Below are 26,719 nucleotides of genomic sequence, written 5' to 3'. Positions count from 1 at the left end.
AAACGATCGACATGAACGAGCGCGGCAACAACACTCTGGTCATCAGCTATCTGTAATTTAGCTTACTATAAAGTGCCCGCTAAGCTGAATGGGATTGAGTGGTTTGTGGTTTTTGAGACCAAGAAGCGCGGGCGTGCCAATCCTCGCGGCCAGATGGCGGGCGAGCGCGCGCAGATCACAAATAGTAAATGCCTGAGCGAAATATTTGGCACAAAGCCGGCCGATTACGAGCCGCGCCGAGGTGAACAAGAAGATGGTGCTCGACAGGACCGGGGCCGCCCGCCTTCGCAACAAAGCCGTTCAGACGCCAAACTCGCCATAAAGCTCCGCTGGCAGCTAAAGCGACGTCGGAACTTTCACTTTCACGCCATGGGCTTCCAAACGTGCGCGAAGGTCACTGGCGATGCGCTTTTTCACGTCATCGAATGCCGGTTGGCGTACGGGTAAGCTTTCGATGCGCGTGCGCGGGAACCACTTTGTTCGAACTGACGGGATACCGATCAGGTCGATGACCGCAGTCCGGCCGTCGCTACGACCGGTGTAAACGACCGGGATGCCCATCGCCGCGCAAGGCATGGCGCTGTGAATGCGGCTGGTGACGACCAAGCCCGCATTGAGTCGATAGAAGTCGAGCAGGTTCTTTGCCGCCTCAAATTTGACTTCGCTCGCTATCGGAAACGGCAAAATGTGCCCGATCTGGCAAGCCCGCTTGCGCTCCGACCGCGCGAAGTGGCGCCGTTTCTGATCCACAAGGATCACCTTCGGCTCGGCAGGTTCCTTTTTTCGGGCCGGGAAAGTCATCGTCGCGCAACCGCTTACATAGGCATCGACACCCCATGACTTGATGATGTCGGCCGTCGCTTGATCACGGCATCCGATCGGCGCAAAGCGCTCGAAATATGCCTTATGCTTTTCGAACACGGACGCGACCTTCGGGGTCAGATGAAAGCCGAAGAAGATCGGCGTGATCGCCGGTGCAGGTGGCCAGTTCTGCGGCTCGTGCGTGAACCAGCCGTTCATGAGGACGACGCACGGCTCACCATCGTATCGATGCAAGAAGTCACGGTCGACCAGACTATATTCCTGATCGATGTGCTGCGCGACAGCGAGCGTTTGTATATTGTCTCCGATGTTGGTGGTGTTAGGGTAGTTCAGCAGTGCGATATTCATTCTCTGTTCTCAGGCCCCGCGGCATAATGAATCCCGAGGTCCGTTACGCCTGATGAATGCAGAGATCAACATCAATTGCCACGCTCGGAGTTAAGACGCGCGGACCGATGCAGCCCGGCGAGCCTGCGGCGGAACAGCGCCTGCGGTGCGATATCGCGCATGGCGTTGCGGAACCGCGTGCAGACGGCTTGCCGGCTATCCATGGAGCCGATCGGCCTTTGCGGTGTTGTGTTTGTAGCCCAATGCTCCTAGGCAGGGGCTAAGAGCCTTCAGGTCTGTGAAAGGAAGAGATATGGCGCGAGCACCAAATTACGGCCAGGAACGCAAGGAACGTGACCGGCAGAAGGCCGCCAAGAAGGCGGAAAAGCTGGCGGCCAAGAACGCAGCCAAGGAACGTTCGAGGCCCGAAGACGAGACCACGTCCGAAACCGAAACGGAAACGCAAACGGCGGAGTAGAACTGCGGGACAATCGCTTCAGACAAAAGATAGCTCCGACTCATGTTGGAATGATCCACTGTCGAAGTCGGCGCCGCCCCTCATCCGCCTGCCGGCACTTGTCCCCGTATAGCGACGGGGCGAAGGGGGCTGGCCGCAACCTCGGCACCCTTTCTGCAACGCTGGACATAGGTGAAATCCTTTGCGAAGGCGTCTTTCTCCCCGTCACTATACGGGGAGAAATGCCCGGCAGGGCAATGAGGGGCAGCGCAAACCTGAGCGATTGCCAGAGTAAAACGGCATCCGGCCCGCGAGACTGATCGGATCGCCCGGAAGCTTGCCGTGTCTTCAGGCCGGCGCCTTGTCGCTGACGAAAACGTTCACTTCGCGCGCGGCGGCTATGAAGGCGCGCCTTGCGGTCATGGCCGGTTTGTCGCCGGCCAGCGCATCATGGCAGGCCTGCAGCGCTTCGCGATGCTTGGGGCTGCGCTTGCCGGGCCAATTGTTGAGGAGGTAGTCGGAAGCCTCCCGGGCGGTCCGCAGGAGCTGCGTGGTTCCCGCCGTGCCTGACTTGACGGTCACGGGGGTTTCAAATCGGTTGTTTTCCATCGCCGCTCTTACGCCATCGGCGCTCGCGAAGCGAGGCCAAAGTGGCTGCCCGCGCAATCAGGCCGCGACGACGGCAAATCCCCTGGCGCGCAGGCCGCGCCGGTCATTGTGCAATGATGTCACCAGCCGATCGCGGCTGCCGACGATATGGGCCGAAAGCCGGCGTGCTGCTTCAGCGGCATCGCCAGCCCGCACCGCTTCCAGAATGGCATGGTGTTCGGCCCAGGCACGGCCGAGTGCCGCCTCGTCGCGCACCTCCAGCCAGCGAGCGCGCGACAGGCGCGTCATGGCATCGCGAACCGCCCTGAACAGGAACTCGTTGCCGGACGCGCGTGCCAGCTCGATGTGAAAATCCATGCCGACGCGGTGCCATTCCTCGCGCGGAGTGCCGGCGTCACAGGAGTCCAGCATCGCCTCGATGATGTCGACGGCGCTCCTGTCCTCCAGGGCGCAGGTCAGCCGGAGTGCCGCGACCTCGACCGCCTCGCGATAGACGGCGATCTGCTCGAGTTCGGCCAGATTGATGGGCGACACCGTCCAGCCGCGCCCGTCGCGGCAGACCAGACCTTCCGTCTCGAGGCGCAGCAATGCGGCCCTGACCGGGGTACGCGAGGCGCCGAAGCGGCTCTCGATCCAGCGTTCCGTCAGCCGCTCGCCGGGACCGACCTCTAGGCCGAGGATCATCTCGCGAAGCTGTTTTTCGACATTCTGCATCTGCGACATAGTGGTTCCGTTCCGGCCATTTCTTCTGGCGATCGGCGGTTGGCCAGCGTCTACCGATCATGTTTGAGAAGGCCGCATTGACAGCGGCCGAGCTTGCGTCCATGACGGATACCGGCTTGGTATCCCAAAATGGTATCCGCAGCAAGCCATCGATGCCGCCTGGAGCGGGATGCGTTGAAATTGACCTGGGCACCCGCCCTATCTATTTGTTTTAGCAGCATTTCTGCGGCACCAAGTGATTCCGCTTGGCTGCAGAATGGTCTAGCCGGGCAGGGCGAAACATGCCGCAACACAGTACCCCTGCCACGCAAGGCACGCACAATATCCATTGGCGGCGCAATCTCGCGGTGTGCTTTGCCGGCTCGTTCAGCACGCTTGTCGCCATGACCCTGCTGTTGCCCTTCCTGCCGCTTTATGTCGAGCAGCTGGGTGCCGAGGGGCACGCGGCGATCGTGCAGTGGTCCGGCATCGCCTATGGCGCGACGTTCTTCGCCGCCGCGCTGGTGGCGCCGCTGTGGGGACGGCTGGGCGACCGCTACGGCCGCAAGCTGATGCTGGTGCGCGCCAGTTTCGGCATGGCCATCTGTATGTCGCTGACCGGTCTTGTGGAGACTGTCTGGCAATTGGTGCTGCTGCGCCTGCTGATCGGTTTCGCCGGTGGCTATTCCTCAGGCTCGACCATTCTCGTCGCCATGCAGACGCCGAAGGACCGGTCCGGCTGGGCGCTCGGCGTGCTGTCGGCCGGCATCACCGCCGGCGCCCTCGTCGGTCCCCTGCTCGGCGGCGCGCTGCCGCCCTTGATCGGCATTCGTGCCACCTTCCTGCTCGCCGGCGGCGTCATTTTCCTGGCGTTCCTGGCAACCACATTTCTCATCAAGGAGAACCCTCGGCCAGCAGCCGACAAGGCAGCACCGACCGAGAAGCCGAAAAGCGGCTGGTCTCAAATTCCCGACAAGCGCCCCATCGTCGCCATGCTGGCGACCGGCATGCTGCTGAGCTTCGCCACCATGTCGATCGAGCCGATCATCACGGTCTACGTCCAGCAGCTCATCGAAGACCAAAGCCGCGTCACGCTGATCTCCGGCGTCGTCATGTCGGCGGCGGCACTTGGCGCCATCCTGTCGGCCTCGCGTCTCGGCAAGCTCGCCGACCGCATCGGCCACTGGAACGTCATCATTGGCGCGCTTGCCGTCTCGGCGCTGCTCTTGATCCCGCAAGCCTTCGTCACGCAAGGCTGGCAACTCGTCGGCCTGCGCTTCCTGATGGGGCTGGCGCTGGGCGGTCTCTTGCCCTGCATCACCAGCGTCATCCGCCACAATGTTCCGGATGGCGTTGGCGGCAATGTGCTCGGCCTGTCGATCTCGGCGCAATATGTCGGACAGGTCGCCGGGCCGCTGCTCGGCGGCTTCGTCGGCGGTCATTTCGGCATGCGCGCGGTGTTTCTCGGCACATCGGTGCTGATGGCCGGCGGAGCAGTGTATAACTGGCTGGTCCAGTCGCGCCGCTCGCGCGACATGCTGGTGCAAGCCGGCAAATCCTGACATGGTTTACGGAGGTAGCCCAAATATGAGCACGGTCGAGCAACCAGCAGGCGGCAGCGGCCGCATCCTCGTTTTCGCCGGCGGCCTGTGCGGCGCGGCCGGCGTGGCGCTCTCCGCCGCGGCGGCGCATCTGGGCGGCGCTTTCGTCAGCACGGCAGCGTCCTTCCTGCTCATGCATGCGCCGGTCCTTGTTGCCGTCGGCCTCGTCGGCGCAAACCGGATCCTGCGAACCGCAAGCTTCATCCTTCTTGTCGGGCTTGTCTTGTTCTGTGGTGATCTCCTCGCCCGGGACTTCCTCGGCTCGCGGCTTTTCCCGATGTCGGCGCCGATCGGCGGCACCTTGCTCATCGCCGGTTGGCTGGCGGTTGCAGCCTCCGCACTGGTGCGCCCGCGCTCCTGAGGCGTCACTCCCGCACCCATCGAGGGGAGCTTAGCCTTCCCGCCTCAAGGTGCGGCGCTTGCGGGCAGACGGTCGCGCCCGTTTCCGCCAACCGACCGCCAGTTCAGTTGACGGTCAGTCCGACGATATCAATCTTGCCGGCGTTCGGGCTGGACCGGCAGGCCGCGATCATGTGCGGCCGGCTTGGTCAGGCGCCGCCGCTCCGGCCTGTCGGTGGCCGGCGAGATGCCCCAATAATTGCGGTAGATGTCTTCGAACAGATGATTGATCGGATGCATGACTTGGTTCCCTTCTTCAATTTGAATCGATCCAATCGACAGGCCTGAAAAAGCGCTGCCGATCAGCTCCGCTTGCGCTCCACGAGAAAACGCAGATCGCGAATCCACGGACCGGCGCCGCCGCGACGTCTCCGGGTCACTGCGTTCGAGGTGATGCTCCAGTCGTTGCGATAGACGTCTTCGAACAGATAATTGACGGGGTGCATGGCTCTCTCCTTCCTGAATCGATCCAATCAGCCGCTGGCGCTGAACTTGGATCGATTCAAAAATAGACCTCACCCCACAAATGTCAAGTAAAAATTTGAATCGATCCAACGAAGATGCTAGATAGGAATCCGGAGGCAGAAAAGAATGGCGTCATCCACCGAAGGCAACAGAAGACCGGTCCGGCTGGCCGACATCGCCAGGGCTGCGGGGGTTTCGCACGGCACCGCCTCCAACGTGTTCAGCCGTCCCGAGATCGTGCGCGAGGAAGTCCGCGAGCGGGTCAAGGCGGCGGCCGAGGCGATGGGCTATGCGGGTCCGGATCCCAAGGGACGGCTGCTGCGCGCCGGCAAGGTCAACGCGATCGGCGTCGCCACCACCGAGCCGCTGTCCTATTTCTTCGACGATCCCTTTGCCCGCACGATGATGGCCGGGATTTCCGAGGCATGTGACGCCACCGGCGCCGGAATAGCGCTGGTATCCGCCGGCAATGAGGAGAAGCTCGCTTGGAACATCCAGAGCGCGCTGGTCGACGGCTTCATTCTGTTCTGCATCGAGGGCGGCTCACGCCTCGTCGAGCTGACGCGCGAACGCAAACTCCCCTTTGTCGCGCTCGAACTCGGCTTCGACGACGACACTGTTTCGGCAATCGGCGTCGACAATGTCGCCGGCGCCCGTCTGGCGGCGCACCATCTGGCCGAGCTTGGCCATCGGCGCTTCGCCGTTCTGGCGTTGCCTTTCGCCGACGACAGCACCGGCCTTGTCTCGCCGGAGCGGATCCGCACCGCGGTTTACACCGGCACGCGCGATCGCCTCGTCGGCTATTTCGAGGCGCTTTCCCGGTTCGGCGTCGATACCACCAAGGTGCCGGTCTACGAGACCGAAAACGACGAAGCCAGCACAAAGGCCGGCCTCGAAACGATCTTCGCCGCTGCAGAATCGCCGACAGCCATCCTGGCAATGTCGGACCGGATGGCCATGATCGCAATCGAGTGGTTGGCCGCGCGGGGCATGGCGGTCCCCGACGACGTCTCCATCGTCGGCTTCGACGGCGTGCCCGACGCCGCGCTTTGCGATCCTCCGCTCACCACGGTCGCCCAGCCGATCGCCGAGATCGGCCGCCGGGCGGCGCGAACGATCCTCGATTTCGACGGCACGGTGCGGCGCGAGACGCTCGGCGTCGAGCTTGTCGTCAGGGCATCTTCCGGGCCGCCGCCCGAAACAGCTTGAGCCCGGAATGCTTACGGGTTGGCACCTGTCGCCATGGCCCCCACACCGAAGGACGCATGGACAGGCGGCGCCTCGCCGCGGACCGGCTTGCTCTTGCCGCCGATACCCGACAGCCACTCGAGATAATAGGCGAGCGCGAACTGCATGGCGATGCCGGCGGCGATCAGCAAACTGTCGTAGGCAAATCCGCCCGGGTTGATCAGCTTCATCACCTGCGCCGCCATGGCGATCACCGTGCCGGCGATGAAAACCGGCAGCGATCGTTTGCCCAATATGGCGAGCGGATGATCGCGGCCTGTGCGGAACAGGTTCGAGACCGAAGGAAAGGCCACGATCAGATAACTCACCGCCAGGATGTGCAGCAGCCTCGACAGCGACAGGAATGTCTTGTCGAAACCGGCCAGCACCACGGGCAGATCCAGCCACGACACCCGCCCCCACAGCGGGCTGTGCACCCAGACCAACGCCACAACGACATAGGTTGCCGCCGCGCCGACCAGCCAGCGATTGACCGGAATGGTGCCGCCGCGCCTGATATGCAGCATGCCCGCCATGCCGATGGTGAAGAGGAACTGCCACGACAGCGGATTGAGGAACCAGAAACCGGGCTCCGGATAATTGGGCGGGGCGATCTGGTAGATCCCGGCAACCAGCCACAGGACTCCGGAGAGTGCGAGCGCCGCCATGGGCCTGTAGCTGACGAGGAGCAGGAGGGCCGGCGCCATCAGCAGCAGCACTGAATAGACCGGCAGAATGTTGTTGTAGCCGAGCTGATGGCCAAGCGTGACGATGCCGATCAACGCTTGCGGCGGGTTGCTGATCAACGGCCCGATGTTGATCATCGTCAGCATCTCCGGCCGCTTCGCGAACACCGCCGCCGCGCAGAAGATGGCCACCACCACCATCGTCGTGACGATGTGGGCGAAATAGAGCACGCCGGCGCGGCGCCATAATTTCAGTGTCGCCATGAGCCGGTTTCCGGGCTGGAACTTTGAGCCGTAGGCGAGCGCGACGGACATGCCCGAGATCAGCACGAAGGCCTCCGCGGCATCCGAAAAGCCGAAATTCTTGTAGGTCAAGGTTTCGAAAACGGTGCCCGGCACGTGATCGACAAATATGATCAGCAGAGCGAGAGCGCGGAACACGTCAATACGTGTATCGCGACGTGTATCGCGATCCGGCGAAATTGGCATGGTCATCGATAAAAGGCCTCAAAGCTGGTTGTTCATGCCGGCAATGCGACCGCCCGGCGCACCGCTTCGATTCCTCCCGCAGGAGAAATATCAGCGGAAAACGGGTTGAAATGCGCCCGGTTCAATCAACTTTGTAGAGGCTCGAAAATATTCCGTTTTGAAGCCGGCAAATTAAGAAAAATCGCATGAAATCAAAAGGATGCAACTATGGTGGAAAAACCTCCGGAAGATGGCTTTTTGCGGCACGACCTGGCGTTTTCCTACCGCCTTTACCGACCCGCAGAACCAAGTGGCGAAAGCCTTTTCCTGCTGCATGGATCGGGCGTCGACGAGACGACACTGGTGGCGCTGGCGCGGCAGATCGCACCGCGCGCCGTGCTGGTGGCGGTCCGTGGCCGCATCGTCCAGGAGGACGGTTTCCGCTGGTTCGCGCGGATCACGCCGACGCGTTTCGAACAGGAGAGCATCCGCGCGGAGGCGGACGCTTTCGCGGGCTTCATCGCCGAGGCCGCGAAGCGCCACGGTCTCGATCTCTCCCGAACGGTTTTTCTCGGCTATTCGAACGGCGCCAATCTGGTCTCGACCGTGATGCTGCTGCATTCCGGCCTCATCGGACGGGCAGCATTGCTGCGCCCGATGCCGGTGCTGGACGACGTGCCCCCGGCCGACCTCGGCAAGGCGCGCGTGCTGATCATTGCCGGCGCAGCCGACCTGACCTACGCGCCCTTCGCACCGGCGTTAATCGCATTGCTCGAATCACATGGCGCCGAGGTCGATGCCCGCACCATTGCCTCCGGCCACGAAATCGGCGATCGGGATGCCGACATCGTCAGGCAGTGGCTGGCCGGCCCGGCAATCGCCGTCGCGCAGGCGAATTGATGAGCCCGAGGTTTTACCCTCGCCCCATCCGGTTCCACGCATCCAGCCCGGCGATCTTGTAGGCTTCGGCCAGCGTCGGATAGTTGAAGGTGTTGTTGACGAAGAAATCGACGGTGCCGCCGAGATTGATCACCGCCTGGCCGATATGGATCAGTTCGGTCGCGCCCTCGCCGACGATATGCGCGCCGAGCAGCCGGCGCGTTTCGATCGAGAACAGAAGCTTCAGGAAGCCGGTATTGACGCCCATGATGTGGCCGCGCGAGGTCTCGCGGAAGCGCGCCACGCCGACCTCATATGCGCCGCCGCTCTCGCGCACCTGCTCCTCGGACTGGCCGACGGTCGAGATCTCAGGCACGGCGTAGATGCCGTAGGGAAAGGTTTGCGGCGGCGGCGGCAAGGGCTCGCCGAAGGCGTGGCAGGCGGCCACCCTGCCCTGTTCCATCGAGGTGGAGGCGAGGCTCGGAAAACCGATGACGTCTCCGGCGGCATAGATGTTCGGCGCGCTGGTCCGGAAGGTCTGCGGATCGACCTTGATGCGGCCGCGGGAATCGGCCTCGATGCCGACCACGTCCAGGCCGAGCGCGCCGACATTGCCGGTGCGCCCCGCGGCATAGAGCACCATCTCCGAGCGTATGGTGCGGCCGTCGGCAAGCGTCACCTCGGCATAGTCGGGTTTCGAGGCGATCTCCTTGATGGCGCTGCCCAGCCGGATCGTCATGCCGCGGTCGCGCATCTGATGGATGAAATCGTCGACAATCTCGCGATCGACGAAATCGAGGATGGTGTTGCGCGGCTCGACCAGAGTGACCGGCACGTCGAGCGCGGAAAAGATCGTCGCGTACTCGACGCCGATGACGCCGCCGCCGATTACCGTCAGTGTCCGCGGCAGGCGCTCGAGTTCCAGCATCTCGTCGCTGTCGAAGATACGGGTCTTGTCGAAGGGGACGTCGCGCGGCCGATGCGGGCGGGTGCCGACCGCGATCAGCGCGTTGGCAAAACCGACCTCGCTGTAGTCGCCGGTGTCCGTCGTCAGGCTCGCTCTGTTGGGACCGAGAAACTTGACCGCAGCGCGCGCGCTCCTGACCGTGTTGCGCATGAACTGGTGCTGCAGCACCTCGACCTCGTGATCGAGCGTCTTGTGCAGGCGCTCGATCAGATCGCCGACCGAAATGTCCTGCTTGACCCGGTAGCCGCGCCCGTAGAAGCCACGTTCGCGCCAGCCGGAGAGGTTGAGCACAGTTTCCCGCAGCGTCTTCGACGGGATGGTGCCGGTGTGCACGGAAACACCGCCAAGACGCCGGCCCCTGTCGACCACCAGCACGGATTTGCCGAGCTTGGCCGACTGCACCGCGGCACGGCGCCCGGAAGGCCCGCTGCCGATGACCAGCATGTCATAGTCCATGTCGTCCCCTCGCCCTGCCACCCGACCCCGAAAACCGGTTCGGTTTTCGCCGGAGGATCATGCGCCGATTCAAAAAATGCCAGAGCGTCCCTGTAGCCATAACGACCCGCGGCGCTCTCAGTGCATTGCTGCGCTGCAGCAAACTAACGCCATCCGCGCTGCGAATTCAACCGGTTCAGGCTGCGCCCGGCGCTGCTTCCCATCATGTACCGTGGAAAGGCTCGATCTTGATTCCGCCGCAAGACTTCACCATTTCAACGCCAGGCGGCCCGCACTCTATCCCGGGCCTGATTACGAGGAAATGACATGAGCGCGCGCGTTCTCGACGGCGAAATCATCACCACCAGGCTCGATGACATCAGGGCCTATGAGGGCGTGCGCACGCGGCGTGTCCTCGCCTTCATCATCGACTATTGCATCGTCGCGTTGCTCACCATCCCGTTCGCGATCCTGGTGTTCTTCCTCGGCCTTTTGACGCTAGGCCTCGGCTGGATGCTGTTTTCCGTCCTCGTACCGGCCGTCGCCATCCTCTACATCTGGAACACGCTTGGCAGCGCCGACCAGGCCACGACAGGCATGAAGATGATGGGGATCCGGCTCGACCGTCTGGACGGCACCCACATCGACGGGCTGACGGCCGTGGTGCATTCGGTTCTGTTCTGGGCCGGCAACGTGATCCTGACGCCGCTGATCCTTCTGGTGACGCTGTTTGCCGACCGCAAGCGCACCCTGCACGACCTGCTGCTCGGCACGGTGGTCAGCCGCAGTGACCGCTGAGACAGTTTTTTACGAGTCCCCGCGAGCGTTTGTGCACAAATGTGAGGCATCCAGTCGGCTTCGCCTTCACAATCCTGTTGAATTTTTCGCCGTGCGCGCCAAAGGTAGAGAGATTCGCAGGAGTGTTTCCAAGGTTCGATGACTCACCATCCTACCCAGTCGCCGCAGTTCTTCCTGACCGCGCCGTCGCCATGCCCGTATCTTGAGGGCCAGTTCGAGCGCAAGGTGTTCACGCATCTGGTCGGAGACAAGGCGCCGGAGATGAACGACCTGTTGACGCAAGGCGGCTTCCGCCGGTCGCAGAACATCGCCTACAGGCCGGCCTGCGAAACCTGCCGCGCCTGCGTTTCGGTACGCATCCTGGCCCAGGAATTCACCACCAGCCGCAACATGAAGCGGGTGATACACCGCAATTCGGACCTCGTCGGCGCCATGCACGACGCACAACCCTCCACCGAGCAGTATTCGCTGTTCCGCAGCTATCTCGATGCCCGCCATCGTCGCGGCGGCATGTCCGACATGACGGTGCTCGACTACGCCATGATGGTCGAGGACACGCATGTCGACACCAAGGTCATCGAATACCGGCGCCGCGGCCCCGACACCTTCATCACCGGCAAGGGCCAAGGCGAGCTGATCGCGGTGGCGCTCACCGACAAGATGGCCGACGGCCTGTCGATGGTTTATTCCTACTTCAATCCGGACTTCGAGGATCGTTCGCTCGGCACCTTCATGATCCTCGATCACATCGCCCGCGCCCGGGCGATGGGCCTGCCCCATGTCTATCTCGGCTACTGGGTCAACGGCTCGCGCAAGATGAACTATAAGATGCGCTTCATGCCGCAGGAGCATCTCGGCCCGAAAGGCTGGGAACGCTACGACCACGAAGCGGTTTCGCGCTGATCCGCTCTCTCGCCAATCATCCTTAAAACCGTTCCAAGGAGGATGCTGCTGGCTTTTCGGCCGTTTGGCTGGAGGGACAGACGCTGGCCAATTTTGCGCCCGGCCTCCAAACTCGTTGCGAGAACTGCCGCATGTCGTCTCATATCGACCACCAGAAGGGTCTTCTTATCACCGCCATCGGCGGGCTGACGCTGACCGTCGACATTCCACTGATCCGGCTCGCCGACGGCGAGGCGTGGACAATCCTGCTGCTGCGCACCGGCACCACCTTGGTCGCGGCGCTGATCATCTGGGCTGTCTGGCGCTCGCTGAGCAGGAACGCGCCGCAGCTCATCCCCGGCTGGTCGGGCCTCGTTGTCGCCATATGCTACGGGCTAACCTCGGTCACCTTCGTCACCAGCGTCTACCACACCACGACCGCCAACCTGGTCTTCATCCTCGCCTTCAACACCGTGTTCGCGGCGCTGCTGTCCTGGGTGCTCCTGAAGGAGCGGCCGCGACCGGCCACGGTGGTCGCGATGCTGGTCATGATCGTCGGCGTCGCGATCATCGTCGGCGATTCGATCGGTACCGGGCACCTGTTCGGCGATTTCATGGCGCTGTGCTCGGCTTTCTTCATCGCACTGGCCATCACCCTCTCGCGCGCCAGCGGCAAGGATATGGGATTCGCTTCGCTGATCGGCGTGATCCTGCCCCTGGGCGTCGCGGCGTTCATGGTCTCGAGCGAAGGCCTTCAGGTGAACGCGCCGTGGTGGATCATCTTCAACGGCGCCGTCATCATGCCGATCTCGTTCTTCTGCCTCGCCAACGGACCGAAATACATTTCCGGGCCTGAGGTGGCGATGTTCTATCTGCTCGAAACTGTGCTGGCGCCGGTCTGGGTATGGATGGTCTTTGCCGAAACGCCGTCGCGCAACAGCATGATCGGCGGCGCGATCCTCATCGTCGCGCTGGTCGCCCATTCGCTGTGGCAACTGCATGAAGGGCGCAAACGCCGCGCAGCCCTTGCGGTCAGTCACCCGGCCTGAGACGTCTTCTCGGCAACGATTTCGATTTGCGGCGGAGCACCTTCCGGCTCCGCCGGTGCCGCGGGGGCGAGTTCGTCGGCCAATTCCACCTCGCGCAGCCATTCGCGCCAGATCGCGACCAGCAATGCCATCAGCACCGGACCAATGAACAGGCCGAGAAAGCCCATCGTCTTGACGCCGCCGATCAGGCCGAAAAAGGTCGGCAGGAACGGTAGTTTTATCGGGCCGCCGACCAGTTTCGGGCGCAATGTCTTGTCGACGATGAACAGTTCGACGGTCCCCCAGATGAACAGCGCCAACCCGGCCATCAGCGAGCCGCTGGCGGCGAGATAGATCGAGACAAGCGTGAAGGACAGCGGGGCGCCGCCGGGGATCAGCGCCATGATGCCGGTCAGGGCGCCGAGCGTCACCGGCGACGGCACGCCGGCCAGCCAGTAGGCCACGCCCAGCACCACGCCCTCGCCGATGGCGATCACGGTCATGCCGGTCACCGTCGAGGAAATCGTCGCCGGCACGACGCGTGAAATCCGCTCCCACCTGGCCGGCAGGATGCGTTCGCCGAGACGGTCGACCTGCCCTGCGAAATGCTCGCCGTCGCGATAGGCAAAGAACAGCGCGATCATCATGAACAGCAGCGCCAGCAGAAGCCCGAAGGCGCTGCCGCCGGCGGCCAGAACGCCGCGATAGATGCTGCCGATGTTGGCGCCGCTGATCAGCTGGATCAGTTCGCCGATGCCGCCGGGATGGCCGACATTGCGCGTCCACTGCTCGTTGAGCCAGTCGCCCACCACAGGCAGCGTGGCGATCCATTGCGGCGTCACCGCGCCTTCGCGGTTGGTCACGATCGCCCAGCCGACCCATTCGCGAACTTCGTTGGTGGCGTAGGCGCCGGCGAGCGCGATCGGCACCACCAGGAAGGTGAGGATGAACAGGATTGCCAATGTCGCGGCGACCGTGCGGTTGCCGCCGACAGCAGCCAGCAACCGCCGATAAAGCGGCCAGCTGGCAAAGGCGATGACCAGCGCGGCCAGCACGGGGACCAGGAAACCATGAAAGAAATAGACCCCGGCGGCGACGATCAGCACCAGGAGCCAGCGCGCCGCCGACAGCGGCGGAATGACGGCGGATCTGACCGGCGTCGACAGGCCGAACAGGCGCTGCTGGCGTTCCGGTTTCGGGATCTTAGCTTCTTTCAAATGCCCATCTCTCCCAAACGCATCTGCCCCGCCTCATGTAGCGATGCTTATGCAGGATCATAGTGCAGCAATCGTGACGATAGTCCAAATGGCGATGGAATTGCCGGTGCAATTGGCGACGTCGCGGGACAGCACCCCCTCTGGCCTGCCGGCCATCTCCCCCGCAAGGGGGGAGATTGGCTGTCATGTCGGCCTTCGCAAATCGCCAACGTCAGAAAGCGGGCGGAAAGGGCGAAGCTTCCGATCTCCCCCCTTGCGGGGGAGATGTCCGGCAGGACAGAGGGGGGTGTGAAGGAATGCCAGCGCTTGAGGCATTCAAGCTTGACACTACCTCTACCCAAACTTCCCCGTCCTCGGGAATCCCTTCGGCACCATGCGTCCGGCCGAGGCCCGGGCGCCGATCCATTCGACCAGCTCTTCACGCGATTTGGTGAAGGTGCGGTCGGCCGAATCCTGCCAGGAGAGACCGCTTGCAAGCGTGAAGGTCTTGAGGTCGAGGACGCCGCCATCCTTGTATTTCTGCAGGCGAACGCCCTTGCCGCGCCCCATCTCCGGTATTTCGGCGAGCGGGAAGACCAGCATCTTGCGGTTCTCGCCGACGATGGCGAGATGGTCGCCGGCGACCGGCACACAGCGCTTGGCCTCGTCAGGCGCCTTGACGTTCATCACCTGCTTGCCCTTGCGGGTGTTGGCGACGACTTCCTCTTCCGGCACGATGAACCCGTTAGCGCCGTGTGACACCAGGAGCAGCTTGCGCTTGGGATCATGGACAAAGGCGGTGACGATGTCCTGGTCATTGTCCATGTCGACGATGATGCGGATCGGTTCGCCATGGCCACGCCCGCCCGGCAGCCTGTCGGCGCCGATCGTGTAGAACTTGCCGCCGGTGGTGAAGACCAGCACCTTGTCGGTGGTCTGGGCGTGGAAGGCGAGCTTTAGGCTATCGCCCTCCTTGAAGGTCAGAGCCGAATGGTCGGTCAGGTGACCTTTCATCGCCCTGAGCCAGCCCTTTTCCGAAACGACCACGGTGACCGGCTCGCGCTCGATCATGGCGTGGGCGATATCGGTCAGGTCGTGTTCGGGCGCGTCGGCGAACTGGGTCCGGCGCTTGCCGAGCTCGGTTTCCGGTCCGAATTTCTCGCGGATACTGGAGACTTCCCACTTGATCGTCGCCCACTGCCTGGCGTCGGACGCAAGCAGCGCTTCGATCTGCTTTTTCTCGGTGGTGAGACCATCGAATTCCTTGCGGATCTCGAATTCCTCGAGCTTGCGCAAGGCCCTGAGCCGCATGTTGAGGATGGCTTCGGCCTGGTTGTCGGTGAGCGACCAGCGAGCCATCATCACTTGCTTGGGCTCGTCCTCCTCGCGGATGATCCTGATCACCTCATCGATGTTGAGGTAGGCAATCAGATAGCCGGCGAGGATCTCCAGCCGCCTTTCGATCTCGCCGAGGCGATGCCTGGAGCGACGGAGCAGCACGTCGCGGCGGTGCTCCAGCCATTCCTTGAGCACGCCTTTCAGCGACAGCACGTTGGGTATCTTGCCGCGCGACAGCACGTTCATGTTGAGCGGAAAGCGGCTTTCGAGCTCGGTCAGCTTGAACAGCGATTCCATCAGGATACCGGGATCGACCGAACGGCTCTTCGGCACCAGCACGACGCGGATGTCCTCGGCGCTCTCGTCGCGGATGTCCTCGAGCAGCGGCAATTTGCGCGCCATCAGAAGCTCGGCGATCTTTTCGATCAGCCGCGCCTTCTGGACGCCATAGGGGATTTCGGTGACGACGATGTTCCAGGTGCCCCTGCCCTGGTCCTCCTGGCTCCATGTCGCCCTGACGCGGAAACCGCCGCGACCGGTTTCGTAGGCTTCGAGGATCGAGGCCCGGCTGTCGACGATGATGCCTCCGGTCGGGAAATCCGGACCTTGCACGAAGTCCATCAACGTCGTCACCGGCGCATCAGGATGGTCTATCAGATGCAGGGCGGCATCGCAGAGCTCGGCTGCATTGTGCGGCGGGATCGATGTCGCCATGCCGACGGCGATGCCGGACGAGCCGTTAGCGAGCAGGTTCGGGAAGGCGCCGGGCAGCACGACCGGCTCCTCGTCCTCCTCATTGTAGGTCGGCCGGTAGTCGACCGCGTCCTCGGTGATGCCGGACAGCAGTTCGGTCGCCACATCGGTCATGCGCGCTTCGGTGTAGCGCATGGCGGCGGCGTTATCGCCGTCGATATTGCCGAAATTGCCCTGCCCGTCGACCAGGGGATAGCGCATCGAAAAATCCTGCGCCAGCCGCACCAATGCGTCGTAGATCGACTGGTCGCCATGCGGATGGAACTTGCCCATCACCTCGCCGACGATGCGGGCGCATTTGGCAAACCCCTGGTCGGGGTTGAGCCTGAGCAGCCGCATGGCATGCATGATTCGGCGATGGACCGGCTTCAGCCCGTCGCGTACATCCGGCAGCGCCCGGTGCATGATGGTCGACAGCGCATAGGCGAGATAGCGCTCTTCCAGCGCTTTCTTCAGATCGACCGGCTCGATGTTGTCGCCGCCGCCATCTCCAGGCGGCAAAAGCCTCTTACCCATGGGCTGGGACTAGCCGAGCGGGTGATTCGCGGCAAGAGGCAAGGCCCCTTCTGCAACACGAACTGGACGTGCGGCAGCGCCGACCAACATCAACCGGTTACATCCCGCTTCTATGGCAAGCGCGATGGACCGGGCGCGATGGACTGGGCGCGATGGACCGGGTTTGCGTTTCGTCGCTATTTCCGACCATTGTGCGGATGAACGCCTTTTTCCCGTCCAGTTCGTCACGGAAGGGTGACGGCGCAAGGAATTCGAGAATAATCTAGGACATACTCAAAACACTTCAGGAAACACTCAGGGAACTCGCGATGACGATCAAACGCTCGACACTCAACAAACTCGCTTTTTCGACCTTTTTGCTGACGCTGCCGCTGAACGCGGCCTTCGCGCAGGATGCGGCGGTCGCCGACCGTCTCAAGACGGCTCTCGCCGCCCAGGGCGTCGACATCTCCTGGACCGGGGTGACGGGCGATGCCTCCAGCATGGTGCTGCAAGGCGTGGCCGTCAAACCGGCGGCCGAGAACGAGGCGCTCAAGATCGGCGACGTCAAACTCGAAGGCGTGACCGAAGCCAATGGCGGTTATGAAATCGAAACCGTCTCGACTTCGGCGTTCCAACGCAGCGAGGACGGCGTCACGGTCGACCTCAGCCCCTTCATTATCCGCGACATGACGGTTCCCGCCGACGGCGCCACCGGTCCGCTGGGCTCGCTGATGATGTACAAGTCGGCCGAACTCGAGAACATGACGATCAAGGTCGCCGACAAGACCGCCTTCTCGATGGACGGGCTCGCCATCAAAGTCACCCCGCCGGCCGACGGCAAGGCGATGGAGTTTTCCGGCACCACGGAAAAATTCAATGCCGACCTGACGCTGATCGAGGACCCGAAGTCCAAGGACGCGATCAACGCGCTCGGCTACCAGAACATCACCGGGAACCTTGCAATGGAGGGCACCTGGCAGCCTTCGGACGGCAAGATGGAGCTGTCGAAATACGACATTTCCGTCGACAATGCCGGAACGCTCGGCATGACCTTCGGTCTCGGCGGCTACACGCTTGACGTCATCAAGTCGCTGCAGGAGATGCAGAAGAAGATGGCGGCTCAGCCCGAAGGCGCCGACAAATCGGCTGAGGGCATGGCCATGCTCGGCGTTTTGCAGCAGCTTTCGTTCAACAGCGCTTCGATCCGCTTCGACGACGATTCGCTGACCAACAAGGTGCTGGACTATGTCGGCAAGCAGCAAGGCATGTCCGGCAAGGACATCGCCAACCAGGCCAAGGCGATCGTGCCTTTCGGCATGGCGCAGCTCAACAATCCCGAACTGACGGCCGAGGTGTCGGCTGCGGTCGGCAAATTTCTCGATGATCCGCAGAGCATCGAGATCTTGGCCGAGCCGCCGGCAGCGGTGCCGTTCGCACTGATCATGGCAGGCGCCATGTCCAACCCGCTCGACCTGCCGAAGACGCTTGGCGTGACGGTCAAGGCGAACGAGGACTGAGCGGAGCAGTCGCTGGAAAGCAAAAAAGCCCGGCAGCGATGCCGGGCTTTTTGTGAATCAACAGAATCGGTTACAGGAGGTTTTTAAGGCTCTTTCTTGGTCACCGCGACGCGCAGCGACAATTCGCGAAGCTGCTGCGGGCTGGCTTCCGAGGGCGCGCTCATCAACAGATCATAGGCCTGCTGGTTCATCGGGAACATGGTCACCTCGCGCAGGTTCCTGGCGCCGACCAGCAGCATGACGACGCGATCGATGCCGGCCGCCATGCCGCCATGCGGCGGCGCGCCATACTGGAAGGCACGGTAGAGGCCACCGAAGCGCTCCTCGACCGTCTCGCGATCCAGGCCGACGATCTCGAACGCCTTGACCATGGTTTCCGGCAAATGGTTGCGGATGCCGCCCGACGCGATCTCGAAACCGTTGCAGACCATGTCGTACTGGAACGCCTTGATCCCAAGCGGATCCTCGCCGTTGAGCGCATCGATGCCACCCTGCGGCATCGAGAACGGGTTGTGGCCGAAATCGACGCGCTTCTCGTCCTCGTTCCATTCGTAGAAGGGAAAGTCGACGATCCAGCACAATTCGAAGCGATCGCGGTCGACGAGGTTCAGCTCCTCGCCGGCGCGGGTGCGCGCCGCACCCGCGAACGAGACGAATTTCTTCGGGTCGCCGGCAACGAAGAAGGCGGCGTCGCCATCGGCAAGGCCGAGCTGGAGGCGGATAGCCTCGGTGCGCTCCTCGCCGATGTTCTTGGCGAGCGGACCGGCGCCTTCGAGCTTTTCGCCCTCCTTGCGCCAGAAGATGTAGCCGAGGCCCGGCTGGCCCTCGCCTTGCGCCCAGGAATTCATGCGGTCGCAGAAGGCGCGGCTGCCGCCGGTCCTGGCCGGAATGGCCCAGACTTCGGCCTTCGGGTCGTTGGCGAGGATGTTGGCGAACACCTTGAAGCCGGAATCACGAAAATGATCGGAGACCGCCTGCATCTCGATCGGGTTGCGCAGATCCGGCTTGTCGGTGCCGTATTTGCGCATGGCGACGTCATAGGCGATGCGCGGAAACGCCTGCGTCACCGGCTTGCCGGCGGCAAAGGTCTCGAACACGCCGCGCATGACCGGCTCCATCGTCGCCAGCACGTCGTCCTGCTCGACGAAGCTCATCTCCAGATCGAGCTGGTAGAATTCGCCCGGCAGGCGGTCGGCGCGCGGATCCTCGTCGCGGAAGCACGGCGCGATCTGGAAATAGCGGTCGAAGCCCGACACCATGATCAGCTGCTTGTACTGCTGCGGCGCCTGCGGCAGCGCGTAGAAAGTGCCGGGGTGGATGCGCGACGGCACCAGGAAGTCGCGCGCCCCTTCGGGCGACGAAGCGGTCAGGATCGGCGTCGAGAATTCGGTGAAGCCGACCTCGTTCATGCGCCTGCGCATCTCGGCGATGATTTTCGTGCGCGCCACGATGTTCTTGTGCAGCGTGTCGCGACGCAGGTCGAGGAAGCGGTATTTGAGACGGATGTCCTCTGGATAGTCCGGCTCGCCGAACACCGGCAGCGGCAACTCCTTGGCCGCCGACAGCACTTCGATCTCGCGCGCGAAAACCTCGATCTCGCCGGTCGGCAGGTTGGCGTTCGCCGTCTCGGCCAGGCGCGCCTTGACCTCGCCGTCGACACGGATCACCCATTCGCCGCGCACGGTCTCGGCGATCTTGAAAGCCGGCGAATCCGGATCGGCGACGATCTGGGTCAGGCCATAGTGGTCGCGCAAATCGATGAACAGCAGGCCGCCATGGTCGCGCACGCGATGCACCCAGCCCGACAGGCGAACGGAAGAGCCGACGTCGCTCTTCCTCAACTGGGCACAGGTATGGCTGCGATAACGATGCATTGTCATTGGTAAGTCCGGATGTTGGATTGCGGCCAAGGCATGATGGCCCAGCCTGAAAATTTGCGCGAAAAGCACATGAGAGGCCGCCTTTGTCAAGGCAGGCGGCGCTCGCGCAGCAACTCGGTTCGAATTTCGGCCTTCGAGCCAGGCTGTGTGAAAATGCGTTGGGCGATATAGCCGATGCTCTGGCCGGTACGCGGCGCGCGGCTCGGGCAACGTCTGGAGAACGGACAGGAGTGCGGTTAATGAGCTTCGAACTGGTGATGCTTGCAGCAAGCTGCGTGCTCTGTTTGATCCAAATTATTATCTCCTCCCACGCAGCCAGTCTTCAGCGAGGCTATCGCTGGACGGCCAGCTCTCGTGATGCCGAAATGCCCCCGCTCACCGGAGTCGCGGGCCGGCTGGAAAGAGCCCTTCGAAACTTCCTCGAGACGTTCCCGGTGTTTGTGGCCGCAGTCTTCCTTGTCCATGTGCTTGGCCGTGAGAGCGCGCTCAGCGAATGGGGAGCTGGTCTCTATCTTTCAGCCAGGCTGGTTTACCTGCCACTCTACGCAGGAGGCGTCCCCCTGCTCCGTTCTCTCGTCTGGAACGTCGCGTTTGTTGGAATTGTCCTGCTTTTGCTGGCGTCAGTCTGGCCCGAGTTATAGTGCCGGCACGCCGTCACGATCTTCTGCTTTGATCGTGATTTGGGTGGTCGAGCCGTGTACAATGGCCGTCACATTGATGGGAGGACTACCATGCGCATTCGCACATTGACTGTCCTGATGACGCTGCTTGTCGGCACCTGTGCATTTGCATACGCCCAGCAGACAAAGCCGATGTCGATCGAGGTGTTTCCTTTCGAGTTGGAGGACAAGAGCGCTGGGGCAGGAATAATCCCCCCGGATGAACACGACAGGCGCTATCTGTCCGAGTCAGCACAGGTTGCGAAGGACATGCTCTCCCAGTCCGGACGCTTTACAATCGTCGATGTGCCAGCCGGGGATAAGCCGGCGGCTGTGCCGCACGGATTGCGCAACTGCGGGGGCTGTGAAGGTAAAATTGCCAAGGAGCACGGCGCGTCCCTTGCCCTGCTGGGCGTCGTAACGCGCGTCAACCGGACAGAGCACACCATGTTCATTCGTATCCTTGACGCTGAAACCGGGAAACCTGTTTCGCAGGGCTTTACCGATCTTCGCATGGGTGCGAACTACGCGTGGCCCCGCTCCGTGAAATGGCTGATGACAAACAGAATTCTGCGGTAGGGCGCGCACCGGCCGCCAAAGCCGTTCGGGAAAGAGAATAATCGAGCTGCGGCGGTCGTTCGCTCATCGATGGGCCAAGCATCCGGGTCTTTGCGATTGCCTGTCGTAAGGGGAACGATGACCGCCCGCCACCCAGCGCGCCATCGGGAGCGCGGAAGATCGGTCCTAAGCCGAAAATCAAACTGGAAAGCTGATTGCCGGTACTGGCCCAATATTGCCGGGAATTGCCGCTGGCATTGGCGCGGGCGATGGTTCAAGAAGGATCAACGACAGGCCTTCCTTCATGTCCTCCATCCGCCCGCTGATCCCGCTTCTTATTGCCGCCGCCATCCTGCTCGGCGGCAATGGCCTGCAGAGCACCTTGATCGCGCTGCGCGGCGCGCAGGAGGGATTTTCGGCCTCGTCGGTCGGCCTGATGGGCACGTTCTATTTCGCCGGCTTCCTGCTCGGCTGCCTCGCCGTCACCCGCATCATGAAGGCCGTCGGCCATGTGCGCGCCTTTTCCGCGCTGGCGGCGATCGCTTCCGCCGGAACATTGCTTTTGGTGCTGGTCATCGACCCGGTCATGTGGTGCGCGGTGCGCTTTGCCGGCGGGTTCTGCTTCGCCGGCCTGTTCACCATCATGGAAGCCTGGCTCAATTCCGGGGTCGCCAACAAGGATCGCGCGCGGGTGCTGGCCATCTACAGGATGGTCGACATCGGTTCGGTCACAGGCGCACAGTTCCTGATCCCGATCGTCGGCGCCGGCGGTTTCGCCATCTTCGCCATCATGTCGATCATGATCACGCTCTCGCTGGTGCCTGTATCGCTCGGCGACCGCTCCAACCCGACCCCGCCGGAAGACGTCAAGCTCGACCTGGCGCGCGTCTGGCGGATTTCGCCGCTCGGCTGCTTCGGCTGTATCGCCGTCGGTGTCACCAACAGCGCCTTCCGCACCTTGTCGCCGGTCTATGCCGAACAGATCGGCATGTCGGTCACCGACGTCGTCACCTTCGTCAGCGTCGGCATCTTCGGCGGCGCCATCATCCAGTATCCGCTCGGCTATCTGTCCGACCGTTGGGACCGGCGTTCCGTGCTGCTGATAACGACGTGCTGCGCGCTGTTTGCCGCGCTGGCGCTGGCGTTCTTGGCCGGGAGCAATCCGTTCCTCAACTTCCTGACCGTCTTCTTCTTCGGCTGCTTCGCCATGCCGCTCTACTCGCTGTCGGCGGCGCACTCCAACGACCGCGCCGACAAGGGCGAGTTCGTGCTGATCAACGCGGCACTGATGCTGTTCTATTCCTTCGGCGCCATTGGCGGACCGTTCGCCGCCTCGACGGCGATGCAGTATTTCGGGCCAAGCGCGCTGTTCGTATTCTGCGCCATCGTCTACGCCGTCTTTGCCGTCGTCATCCTGTACCGGATGCAGGTGCGATCCGGCGTGCCGGCGGGCAAACGCAGCCGTTTCATCGGCCTTTTGCGCACATCGACGGTTTTCGCCCGGCTGGCCAAGCGCAACGATGATTCCGACGGCCCCGGCAAGCACCGATGACGGCTCTGCGGCTTGACGAAAGCCCGCGCGGCTGAAATTGAAGGAGACCTTACCTTTTGCCAAAAGCGATTTGATGCACGTCATCACCACCCAAGAAGAACTCGAGACCGCTCTTGCCGCGTTCGAAAAGTCGGATTTCGTCACCGTCGACACCGAATTCATTCGCGAGACGACCTTTTGGCCGATTCTGTGCCTGATCCAGATGGCGGCGCCCGGTGTGACGGCGCTGATCGATCCGCTGTCACCCGACATCGACCTGAAGCCGTTCTTCAGGCTGATGGCCAACGAGGCCGTCGTCAAAGTCTTCCATGCGGCGCGCCAGGACATCGAAATCATCGTTCATCTCGGCGATCTGGTGCCGCATCCGGTGTTCGACACCCAGGTGGCGGCGATGGTTTGCGGCTTCGGCGACAGCGTCTCCTATGACCAGCTTGTCCAGAAGATCACCGGCGCCCGGCTCGACAAGTCCTCGCGTTTCACCGACTGGCGCCACCGGCCGCTTTCCGACAAGCAGCTCGACTACGCGCTTGCCGACGTCACCCATCTGATCGAGGTCTACCAGCACCTCAGCGCCGAGCTGGTGCGGGAAAACCGCGCCCACTGGCTGAACGAGGAGATGGAGGTGCTGACCTCCCGCGCGACCTACGATCCGCATCCGGAGGACGCCTGGAAGCGGCTGAAGATGCGGCTGCGCAAGCCGCAGGAACTGGCGATCGTGCAGGCGGTGGCCGCATGGCGCGAGCGCGAGGCGCGCGAACGCGACGTGCCGCGCGGCCGGGTGCTGAAGGACGACGCCATCTACGAGGTGGCGCAGCAGGCGCCGCGCGACGCGGCAGCGCTCGGCAAGCTGCGCACCACGCCGAAAGGCTGGGAACGCTCGGCGACGGCAACGGCGCTGCTGGGCGCGGTCAACGCCGCGCTTGCCTTGCCCAGGGAAGACATGCCGAAGCTGCCGAAGAGTTTTCAGCCGCCCGAAGGCTCCAACGCCGCAGCGGAACTGCTGAAAGTGCTGTTGCGGATCGTCGCCGAAAAGGAGGGCGTCGCCCCGAAGGTGCTGGCCTCCAGCGACGACATCGACCGCATCGCCGCCGAGGCCGAAGCCGCCGACGTGCCAGCCTTGCAAGGCTGGCGACGCGCCGTGTTCGGCGAGGCCGCGCTCAAACTGGTGCGCGGCGAGATCGCGATCAAGTTCGACAAGCGCAAGATCGCGGTGTTCGATTTGTAGCGTCTGCTACATCCTTTCCTTCTCCCCTTGTGGGAGAAGGTGGCCGAGCGAAGCTCGGTCGGATGAGGGGTGCTGGACGGATCGCGGCGCTGAGGACGCAAGTGATTCAAATTCTTCGATATTTTAACGCGGCGTTTCTTCCAGCACCCCTCATCCGTCTCGGCGCTACGCGCCGATCCACCTTCTCCCACAAGGGGAGAAGGGGAGTCAGCGCTGTCTCTGACCGGTCAGGTGGAAAACCGCGATGATGATCGCCGGTATCGCCAGAAGCGCGAATTTTGTGACGATCAGCGCCGAGGCGAAGGACAGCGAATCCGGATTGGCCGACTGGAAATCGGAGAGCAGGCGAGCCACCGCGATGTTCTGCGCATAATCGGCAAGCATGTAAGGCAGCACCAGGACAAGCGCGAACAGAAACTGGAGCTGCGCGGGCAAAGCCCGGAAGTTCTTCAGCCGCCGCCCCGTGGCCAGGATCAGGCTGGCCAAGGTCAGCGAGAGCAGCGCCGGGAACAGCAGGTCGAAGGTCAGATAGTGCCAGACGAGAATGATCTCGCTGCCGCGCCGGCCGAGCGCCGTCAGCCAGGCCATGCCCTCATCCGGGGTGAAACCGGTGAAGCGCATATCGAGCGACGGCAGGCCACCGCTCAACTGGCGGAAATAGAGGAACTCCATCGCCGTCATGACGATGAAAACCGCCACGCAGACAAAACATAACGCTGCAGCGTGGCGCGACAGCCGCAGCATCATTGCCGTCAGATTTCGCCCAAAGCCATGCTGATCAAATTCCTCCAGGATAATTCGGGCTTTCGCGGGTAATCGTGACGTCATGGGCGTGGCTTTCACGAAGTCCGGCGTTGGATATGCGTACAAAGGTGGCGCGTTCGCGGAAATCAGCAAGGTCGCGACCGCCGACGTAACCCATAGCGGCTTTCAGGCCGCCCGCGAGCTGGTGCAGCACACCGGACACAGGTCCTTTGTAGGGAACCTGCCCTTCGATGCCCTCCGGCACCAGTTTCAGCGTGTCGCGCACCTCGGCCTGGAAATAGCGGTCGGCGGAGCCGCGCGCCATGGCGCCCACCGAACCCATGCCGCGATAGGCCTTGAACGAGCGGCCCTGGTGCAGGTAGACCTCGCCCGGGCTCTCGTCGGTGCCGGCCAGCAGCGAGCCGATCATGGCGGCACTGGCGCCGGCGGCGAGCGCCTTGGCGAGATCGCCGGAATATTTGATGCCGCCATCGGCAATGACCGAGACACCCGATTTCTGCGCCGTCTCGACCGCCGACATGATCGCCGAAAGCTGCGGCATGCCGACGCCGGCGACGATGCGGGTGGTGCAGATGGACCCTGGCCCGATACCGACCTTGACGGCATCGGCGCCGGCATCGATCAGCGCCAGCGTGCCGTCTGATGTAGCGACGTTGCCGGCCAGGATGCGGACCGAATTGGACAGCTTCTTGGCCCGCGTCACCGCGTCGAGCACGCGTTGCGAGTGGCCATGCGCGGTGTCGATCACCAGAAGATCGACGCCGGCGTCGATCAGGCGCTCGGCGCGCTCGAAGCCGTCATCGCCGACGCTGGTGGCGGCCGCCGCGCGCAAGCGCCCCTGCACGTCCTTGGTGGCGTGCGGATTGAGCTGCGACTTCTCGATATCCTTGACGGTGATCAGCCCGACGCAATTGCCGTCGCTGTCGACCACGACCAGCTTTTCGATGCGGTGCTGGTGCAGCAGCCGCTTGGCCTCGTCCTGATCGACGTTTTCCTTGACCGTGATCAGGTTCTCACGGGTCATCAGCTCGTAGACTTTCTGCGCCGGATCGGAGGCGAAGCGCACGTCGCGGTTGGTCAGGATGCCGACCAGCCGTCCGACCTTATGCCCGCCAGCGCCGCCATTCTCGACCACGGGAATGCCCGAAATGCTGTAGGTGCGCATCAGCCCCAGGGCGTCGGCGAGCGTCGCATCGGGGCCGATGGTGACCGGGTTGACCACCATGCCGGATTCGAACTTCTTCACTTGCCGCACCTGCTCGGCCTGTTCGGCCGGCGAGAAATTGCGGTGGATGACGCCGATGCCGCCGGCCTGGGCCATGGCGATGGCAAGGCGCGCCTCGGTGACGGTATCCATGGCGGCGGAGAGGATCGGCACGTTGAGGTCGATATCGCCGGCGATGCGGGTGCGGATGTCGGTTTCGCCGGGCATGACCTCGGAATGACCCGGCTGCAGCAGCACGTCGTCAAAGGTCAGCGCCAACGCGCCCGTGGACGTTTCGATAATTTTTGCCATGGCCAGCCCTCGGAATGCATGAAAAGCGCTGGACCGGATGGACAGCGCCGACTCGTATCTTCCCTTTCAGGATTGGCGCTGGCTCGTAACACGTCCCGTCGCCGATGAAAAGCCGATTGCTTGCACGCGAGGGTGGTTTCAACTTGACAGGTGACGGCAACTATGCTAGGAATTAATTCACAGTGCTGATTTGCGCCAACGACCCGCCTCCGAGGCGGGTTTTTATTTGGGCGCCCTTCTTCGCTGGGCTCAGGGCTGACACGGCTGCCGACGTCGCGATGACGGTCGAATCCATGTTTTCCATGAAGAGAGCGACCGCCAGGATAAGCGGAATGGTGCGGTTCATGGAACGCGTCCGGATTTGAAGTTAACGCGATTGCTTGCCGGTCCCTCGGGGGCGAAGGGGGACAAGCCGACAGGCAGGGCGGTTACCACGGGTTGGGGCGGATGTCGCCTTAATTTGCCGTCACATTTGCGCGACGCCGGCAGCCGTGTCAGCCCTGAGCCCAG

The 26,719-nt window shown here is 62.9% G+C and carries 26 protein-coding genes; 13 read left to right on the top strand and 13 right to left on the bottom strand.

The genetic code is table 11. The features are described from left to right. Nucleotides 1–336 precede the first annotated feature (336 nt). Nucleotides 337–1,170 (bottom strand): polysaccharide pyruvyl transferase family protein, encoded by an 834-nt coding sequence (locus E5X88_RS03715; protein ID WP_292158400.1) that lies wholly within the window; start codon nucleotides 1,168–1,170, stop codon nucleotides 337–339. A gap of 292 nt (nucleotides 1,171–1,462) precedes the next feature. Between E5X88_RS03715 and E5X88_RS03710 the strand changes: the two genes are divergently transcribed. Then, nucleotides 1,463–1,627 (top strand): hypothetical protein, encoded by a 165-nt coding sequence (locus E5X88_RS03710; RefSeq protein ID WP_292158398.1) that lies wholly within the window; start codon nucleotides 1,463–1,465, stop codon nucleotides 1,625–1,627. A 327-nt stretch (nucleotides 1,628–1,954) separates the two neighbouring features. Here E5X88_RS03710 and E5X88_RS03705 read toward each other — a convergent pair whose 3' ends face one another. Together E5X88_RS03705 and E5X88_RS03700 are read right to left on the bottom strand one after the other, a co-directional pair. Further along, the gene (locus tag E5X88_RS03705; protein WP_366664749.1) at nucleotides 1,955–2,215 is read right to left on the bottom strand and encodes a DUF982 domain-containing protein; all 261 of its coding nucleotides are present in this window, start codon (nucleotides 2,213–2,215) and stop codon (nucleotides 1,955–1,957) included. Nucleotides 2,216–2,272: 57 nt separating this feature from the next. After that, nucleotides 2,273–2,938, bottom strand: a complete 666-nt coding sequence (locus tag E5X88_RS03700) for a GntR family transcriptional regulator (RefSeq protein WP_292158392.1) — start codon at nucleotides 2,936–2,938, stop codon at nucleotides 2,273–2,275. A 281-nt stretch (nucleotides 2,939–3,219) separates the two neighbouring features. Between E5X88_RS03700 and E5X88_RS03695 the strand changes: the two genes are divergently transcribed. Both E5X88_RS03695 and E5X88_RS03690 read left to right on the top strand, forming a co-directional pair. Next, nucleotides 3,220–4,479, top strand: coding sequence for a multidrug efflux MFS transporter (locus E5X88_RS03695; RefSeq protein WP_292158390.1), 1,260 nt, complete (start codon nucleotides 3,220–3,222; stop codon nucleotides 4,477–4,479). Nucleotides 4,480–4,504: 25 nt separating this feature from the next. Further along, nucleotides 4,505–4,879, top strand: coding sequence for a DUF423 domain-containing protein (locus E5X88_RS03690; RefSeq protein WP_292158387.1), 375 nt, complete (start codon nucleotides 4,505–4,507; stop codon nucleotides 4,877–4,879). Between the two features lie 128 nt (nucleotides 4,880–5,007). Here the strand turns inward: E5X88_RS03690 and E5X88_RS03685 are convergent, their stop codons facing one another. Then, the gene (locus E5X88_RS03685; RefSeq protein ID WP_292158385.1) at nucleotides 5,008–5,157 is read right to left on the bottom strand and encodes a hypothetical protein; all 150 of its coding nucleotides are present in this window, start codon (nucleotides 5,155–5,157) and stop codon (nucleotides 5,008–5,010) included. A gap of 62 nt (nucleotides 5,158–5,219) precedes the next feature. Next, on the bottom strand, nucleotides 5,220–5,363 hold the full coding sequence (locus E5X88_RS03680; RefSeq protein ID WP_292158383.1) for a hypothetical protein: 144 nt from the start codon (nucleotides 5,361–5,363) through the stop codon (nucleotides 5,220–5,222). Nucleotides 5,364–5,508: 145 nt separating this feature from the next. Here E5X88_RS03680 and E5X88_RS03675 point away from each other — a divergent pair, with 145 nt between their 5' ends. Next, nucleotides 5,509–6,591, top strand: a complete 1,083-nt coding sequence (locus E5X88_RS03675) for a LacI family DNA-binding transcriptional regulator (protein WP_292158381.1) — start codon at nucleotides 5,509–5,511, stop codon at nucleotides 6,589–6,591. Nucleotides 6,592–6,602: 11 nt separating this feature from the next. Here the strand turns inward: E5X88_RS03675 and opgC are convergent, their stop codons facing one another. Next, entirely contained in the window at nucleotides 6,603–7,790 is a 1,188-nt protein-coding gene (gene opgC, locus E5X88_RS03670; protein WP_292158379.1) for an OpgC domain-containing protein, read from the bottom strand. Nucleotides 7,791–7,991: 201 nt separating this feature from the next. Here opgC and E5X88_RS03665 point away from each other — a divergent pair, with 201 nt between their 5' ends. After that, nucleotides 7,992–8,663, top strand: a complete 672-nt coding sequence (locus E5X88_RS03665) for an alpha/beta hydrolase (protein ID WP_292158377.1) — start codon at nucleotides 7,992–7,994, stop codon at nucleotides 8,661–8,663. 13 nt (nucleotides 8,664–8,676) lie between these two features. On the opposite strand, the gene sthA is transcribed toward E5X88_RS03665, so the two are convergent. After that, entirely contained in the window at nucleotides 8,677–10,065 is a 1,389-nt protein-coding gene (sthA, locus tag E5X88_RS03660; RefSeq protein WP_292158375.1) for a Si-specific NAD(P)(+) transhydrogenase, read from the bottom strand. A gap of 306 nt (nucleotides 10,066–10,371) precedes the next feature. Here sthA and E5X88_RS03655 point away from each other — a divergent pair, with 306 nt between their 5' ends. The 3 genes from E5X88_RS03655 to E5X88_RS03645 all read left to right on the top strand — a co-directional run bounded on the left by E5X88_RS03655 (nucleotide 10,372) and on the right by E5X88_RS03645 (nucleotide 12,773). Beyond that, a complete protein-coding gene (locus E5X88_RS03655; protein WP_292158373.1) occupies nucleotides 10,372–10,842 on the top strand; it encodes an RDD family protein in 471 nt (156 codons plus the stop codon). Nucleotides 10,843–10,980: 138 nt separating this feature from the next. Next, nucleotides 10,981–11,745 carry an arginyltransferase gene (locus tag E5X88_RS03650; RefSeq protein ID WP_292158371.1) on the top strand — a complete coding sequence of 255 codons (765 nt, stop codon included), beginning with the start codon at nucleotides 10,981–10,983 and terminating at the stop codon, nucleotides 11,743–11,745. A gap of 131 nt (nucleotides 11,746–11,876) precedes the next feature. Next, nucleotides 11,877–12,773, top strand: coding sequence for a DMT family transporter (locus E5X88_RS03645; RefSeq protein WP_292158370.1), 897 nt, complete (start codon nucleotides 11,877–11,879; stop codon nucleotides 12,771–12,773). Here E5X88_RS03645 and E5X88_RS03640 read toward each other — a convergent pair. After that, nucleotides 12,761–13,969 carry an AI-2E family transporter gene (locus E5X88_RS03640; RefSeq protein ID WP_292158368.1) on the bottom strand — a complete coding sequence of 403 codons (1,209 nt, stop codon included), beginning with the start codon at nucleotides 13,967–13,969 and terminating at the stop codon, nucleotides 12,761–12,763. The two genes, E5X88_RS03645 and E5X88_RS03640, sit on opposite strands and share 13 nt — an antisense overlap. Before the next feature lie 333 nt (nucleotides 13,970–14,302). Further along, nucleotides 14,303–16,555 (bottom strand): DNA topoisomerase IV subunit A, encoded by a 2,253-nt coding sequence (gene parC, locus E5X88_RS03635; protein ID WP_292158366.1) that lies wholly within the window; start codon nucleotides 16,553–16,555, stop codon nucleotides 14,303–14,305. A gap of 308 nt (nucleotides 16,556–16,863) precedes the next feature. On the opposite strand from parC, the gene E5X88_RS03630 reads away from it, so the two are divergent. Further along, nucleotides 16,864–18,054, top strand: coding sequence for a hypothetical protein (locus E5X88_RS03630; protein WP_292158364.1), 1,191 nt, complete (start codon nucleotides 16,864–16,866; stop codon nucleotides 18,052–18,054). An 83-nt stretch (nucleotides 18,055–18,137) separates the two neighbouring features. Here E5X88_RS03630 and aspS read toward each other — a convergent pair whose 3' ends face one another. Next, the gene (gene aspS / locus E5X88_RS03625; RefSeq protein ID WP_292158946.1) at nucleotides 18,138–19,928 is read right to left on the bottom strand and encodes an aspartate--tRNA ligase; all 1,791 of its coding nucleotides are present in this window, start codon (nucleotides 19,926–19,928) and stop codon (nucleotides 18,138–18,140) included. Between the two features lie 245 nt (nucleotides 19,929–20,173). Here aspS and E5X88_RS03620 point away from each other — a divergent pair, with 245 nt between their 5' ends. The 4 genes from E5X88_RS03620 to rnd all read left to right on the top strand — a co-directional run bounded on the left by E5X88_RS03620 (nucleotide 20,174) and on the right by rnd (nucleotide 23,928). Next, nucleotides 20,174–20,575, top strand: coding sequence for an MAPEG family protein (locus E5X88_RS03620; protein ID WP_292158362.1), 402 nt, complete (start codon nucleotides 20,174–20,176; stop codon nucleotides 20,573–20,575). A 90-nt stretch (nucleotides 20,576–20,665) separates the two neighbouring features. After that, on the top strand, nucleotides 20,666–21,172 hold the full coding sequence (locus tag E5X88_RS03615) for a DUF3280 domain-containing protein (RefSeq protein WP_292158358.1): 507 nt from the start codon (nucleotides 20,666–20,668) through the stop codon (nucleotides 21,170–21,172). A 283-nt stretch (nucleotides 21,173–21,455) separates the two neighbouring features. Then, nucleotides 21,456–22,703, top strand: coding sequence for an MFS transporter (locus E5X88_RS03610; RefSeq protein WP_292158356.1), 1,248 nt, complete (start codon nucleotides 21,456–21,458; stop codon nucleotides 22,701–22,703). 73 nt (nucleotides 22,704–22,776) lie between these two features. Next, nucleotides 22,777–23,928 carry a ribonuclease D gene (gene rnd, locus E5X88_RS03605; protein ID WP_292158354.1) on the top strand — a complete coding sequence of 384 codons (1,152 nt, stop codon included), beginning with the start codon at nucleotides 22,777–22,779 and terminating at the stop codon, nucleotides 23,926–23,928. 207 nt (nucleotides 23,929–24,135) lie between these two features. Here rnd and E5X88_RS03600 read toward each other — a convergent pair whose 3' ends face one another. The 3 genes from E5X88_RS03600 to E5X88_RS03590 form a co-directional block, all read right to left on the bottom strand. Further along, on the bottom strand, nucleotides 24,136–24,675 hold the full coding sequence (locus E5X88_RS03600) for a hypothetical protein (RefSeq protein ID WP_292158352.1): 540 nt from the start codon (nucleotides 24,673–24,675) through the stop codon (nucleotides 24,136–24,138). A 31-nt stretch (nucleotides 24,676–24,706) separates the two neighbouring features. After that, nucleotides 24,707–26,209, bottom strand: a complete 1,503-nt coding sequence (gene guaB, locus E5X88_RS03595) for an IMP dehydrogenase (protein WP_292158351.1) — start codon at nucleotides 26,207–26,209, stop codon at nucleotides 24,707–24,709. 172 nt (nucleotides 26,210–26,381) lie between these two features. After that, nucleotides 26,382–26,555: a hypothetical protein gene (locus tag E5X88_RS03590; protein ID WP_292158979.1), complete on the bottom strand. Its 174-nt coding sequence runs from the start codon at nucleotides 26,553–26,555 to the stop codon at nucleotides 26,382–26,384. Nucleotides 26,556–26,719 lie beyond the last annotated feature (164 nt).

The organism is Mesorhizobium sp. (genome assembly GCF_004962245.1).
Classification (GTDB): domain Bacteria; phylum Pseudomonadota; class Alphaproteobacteria; order Rhizobiales; family Rhizobiaceae; genus Mesorhizobium.
Note: the sequence above shows the minus strand (reverse complement) of the source record. Positions and strands in the feature narration are given on the sequence as shown.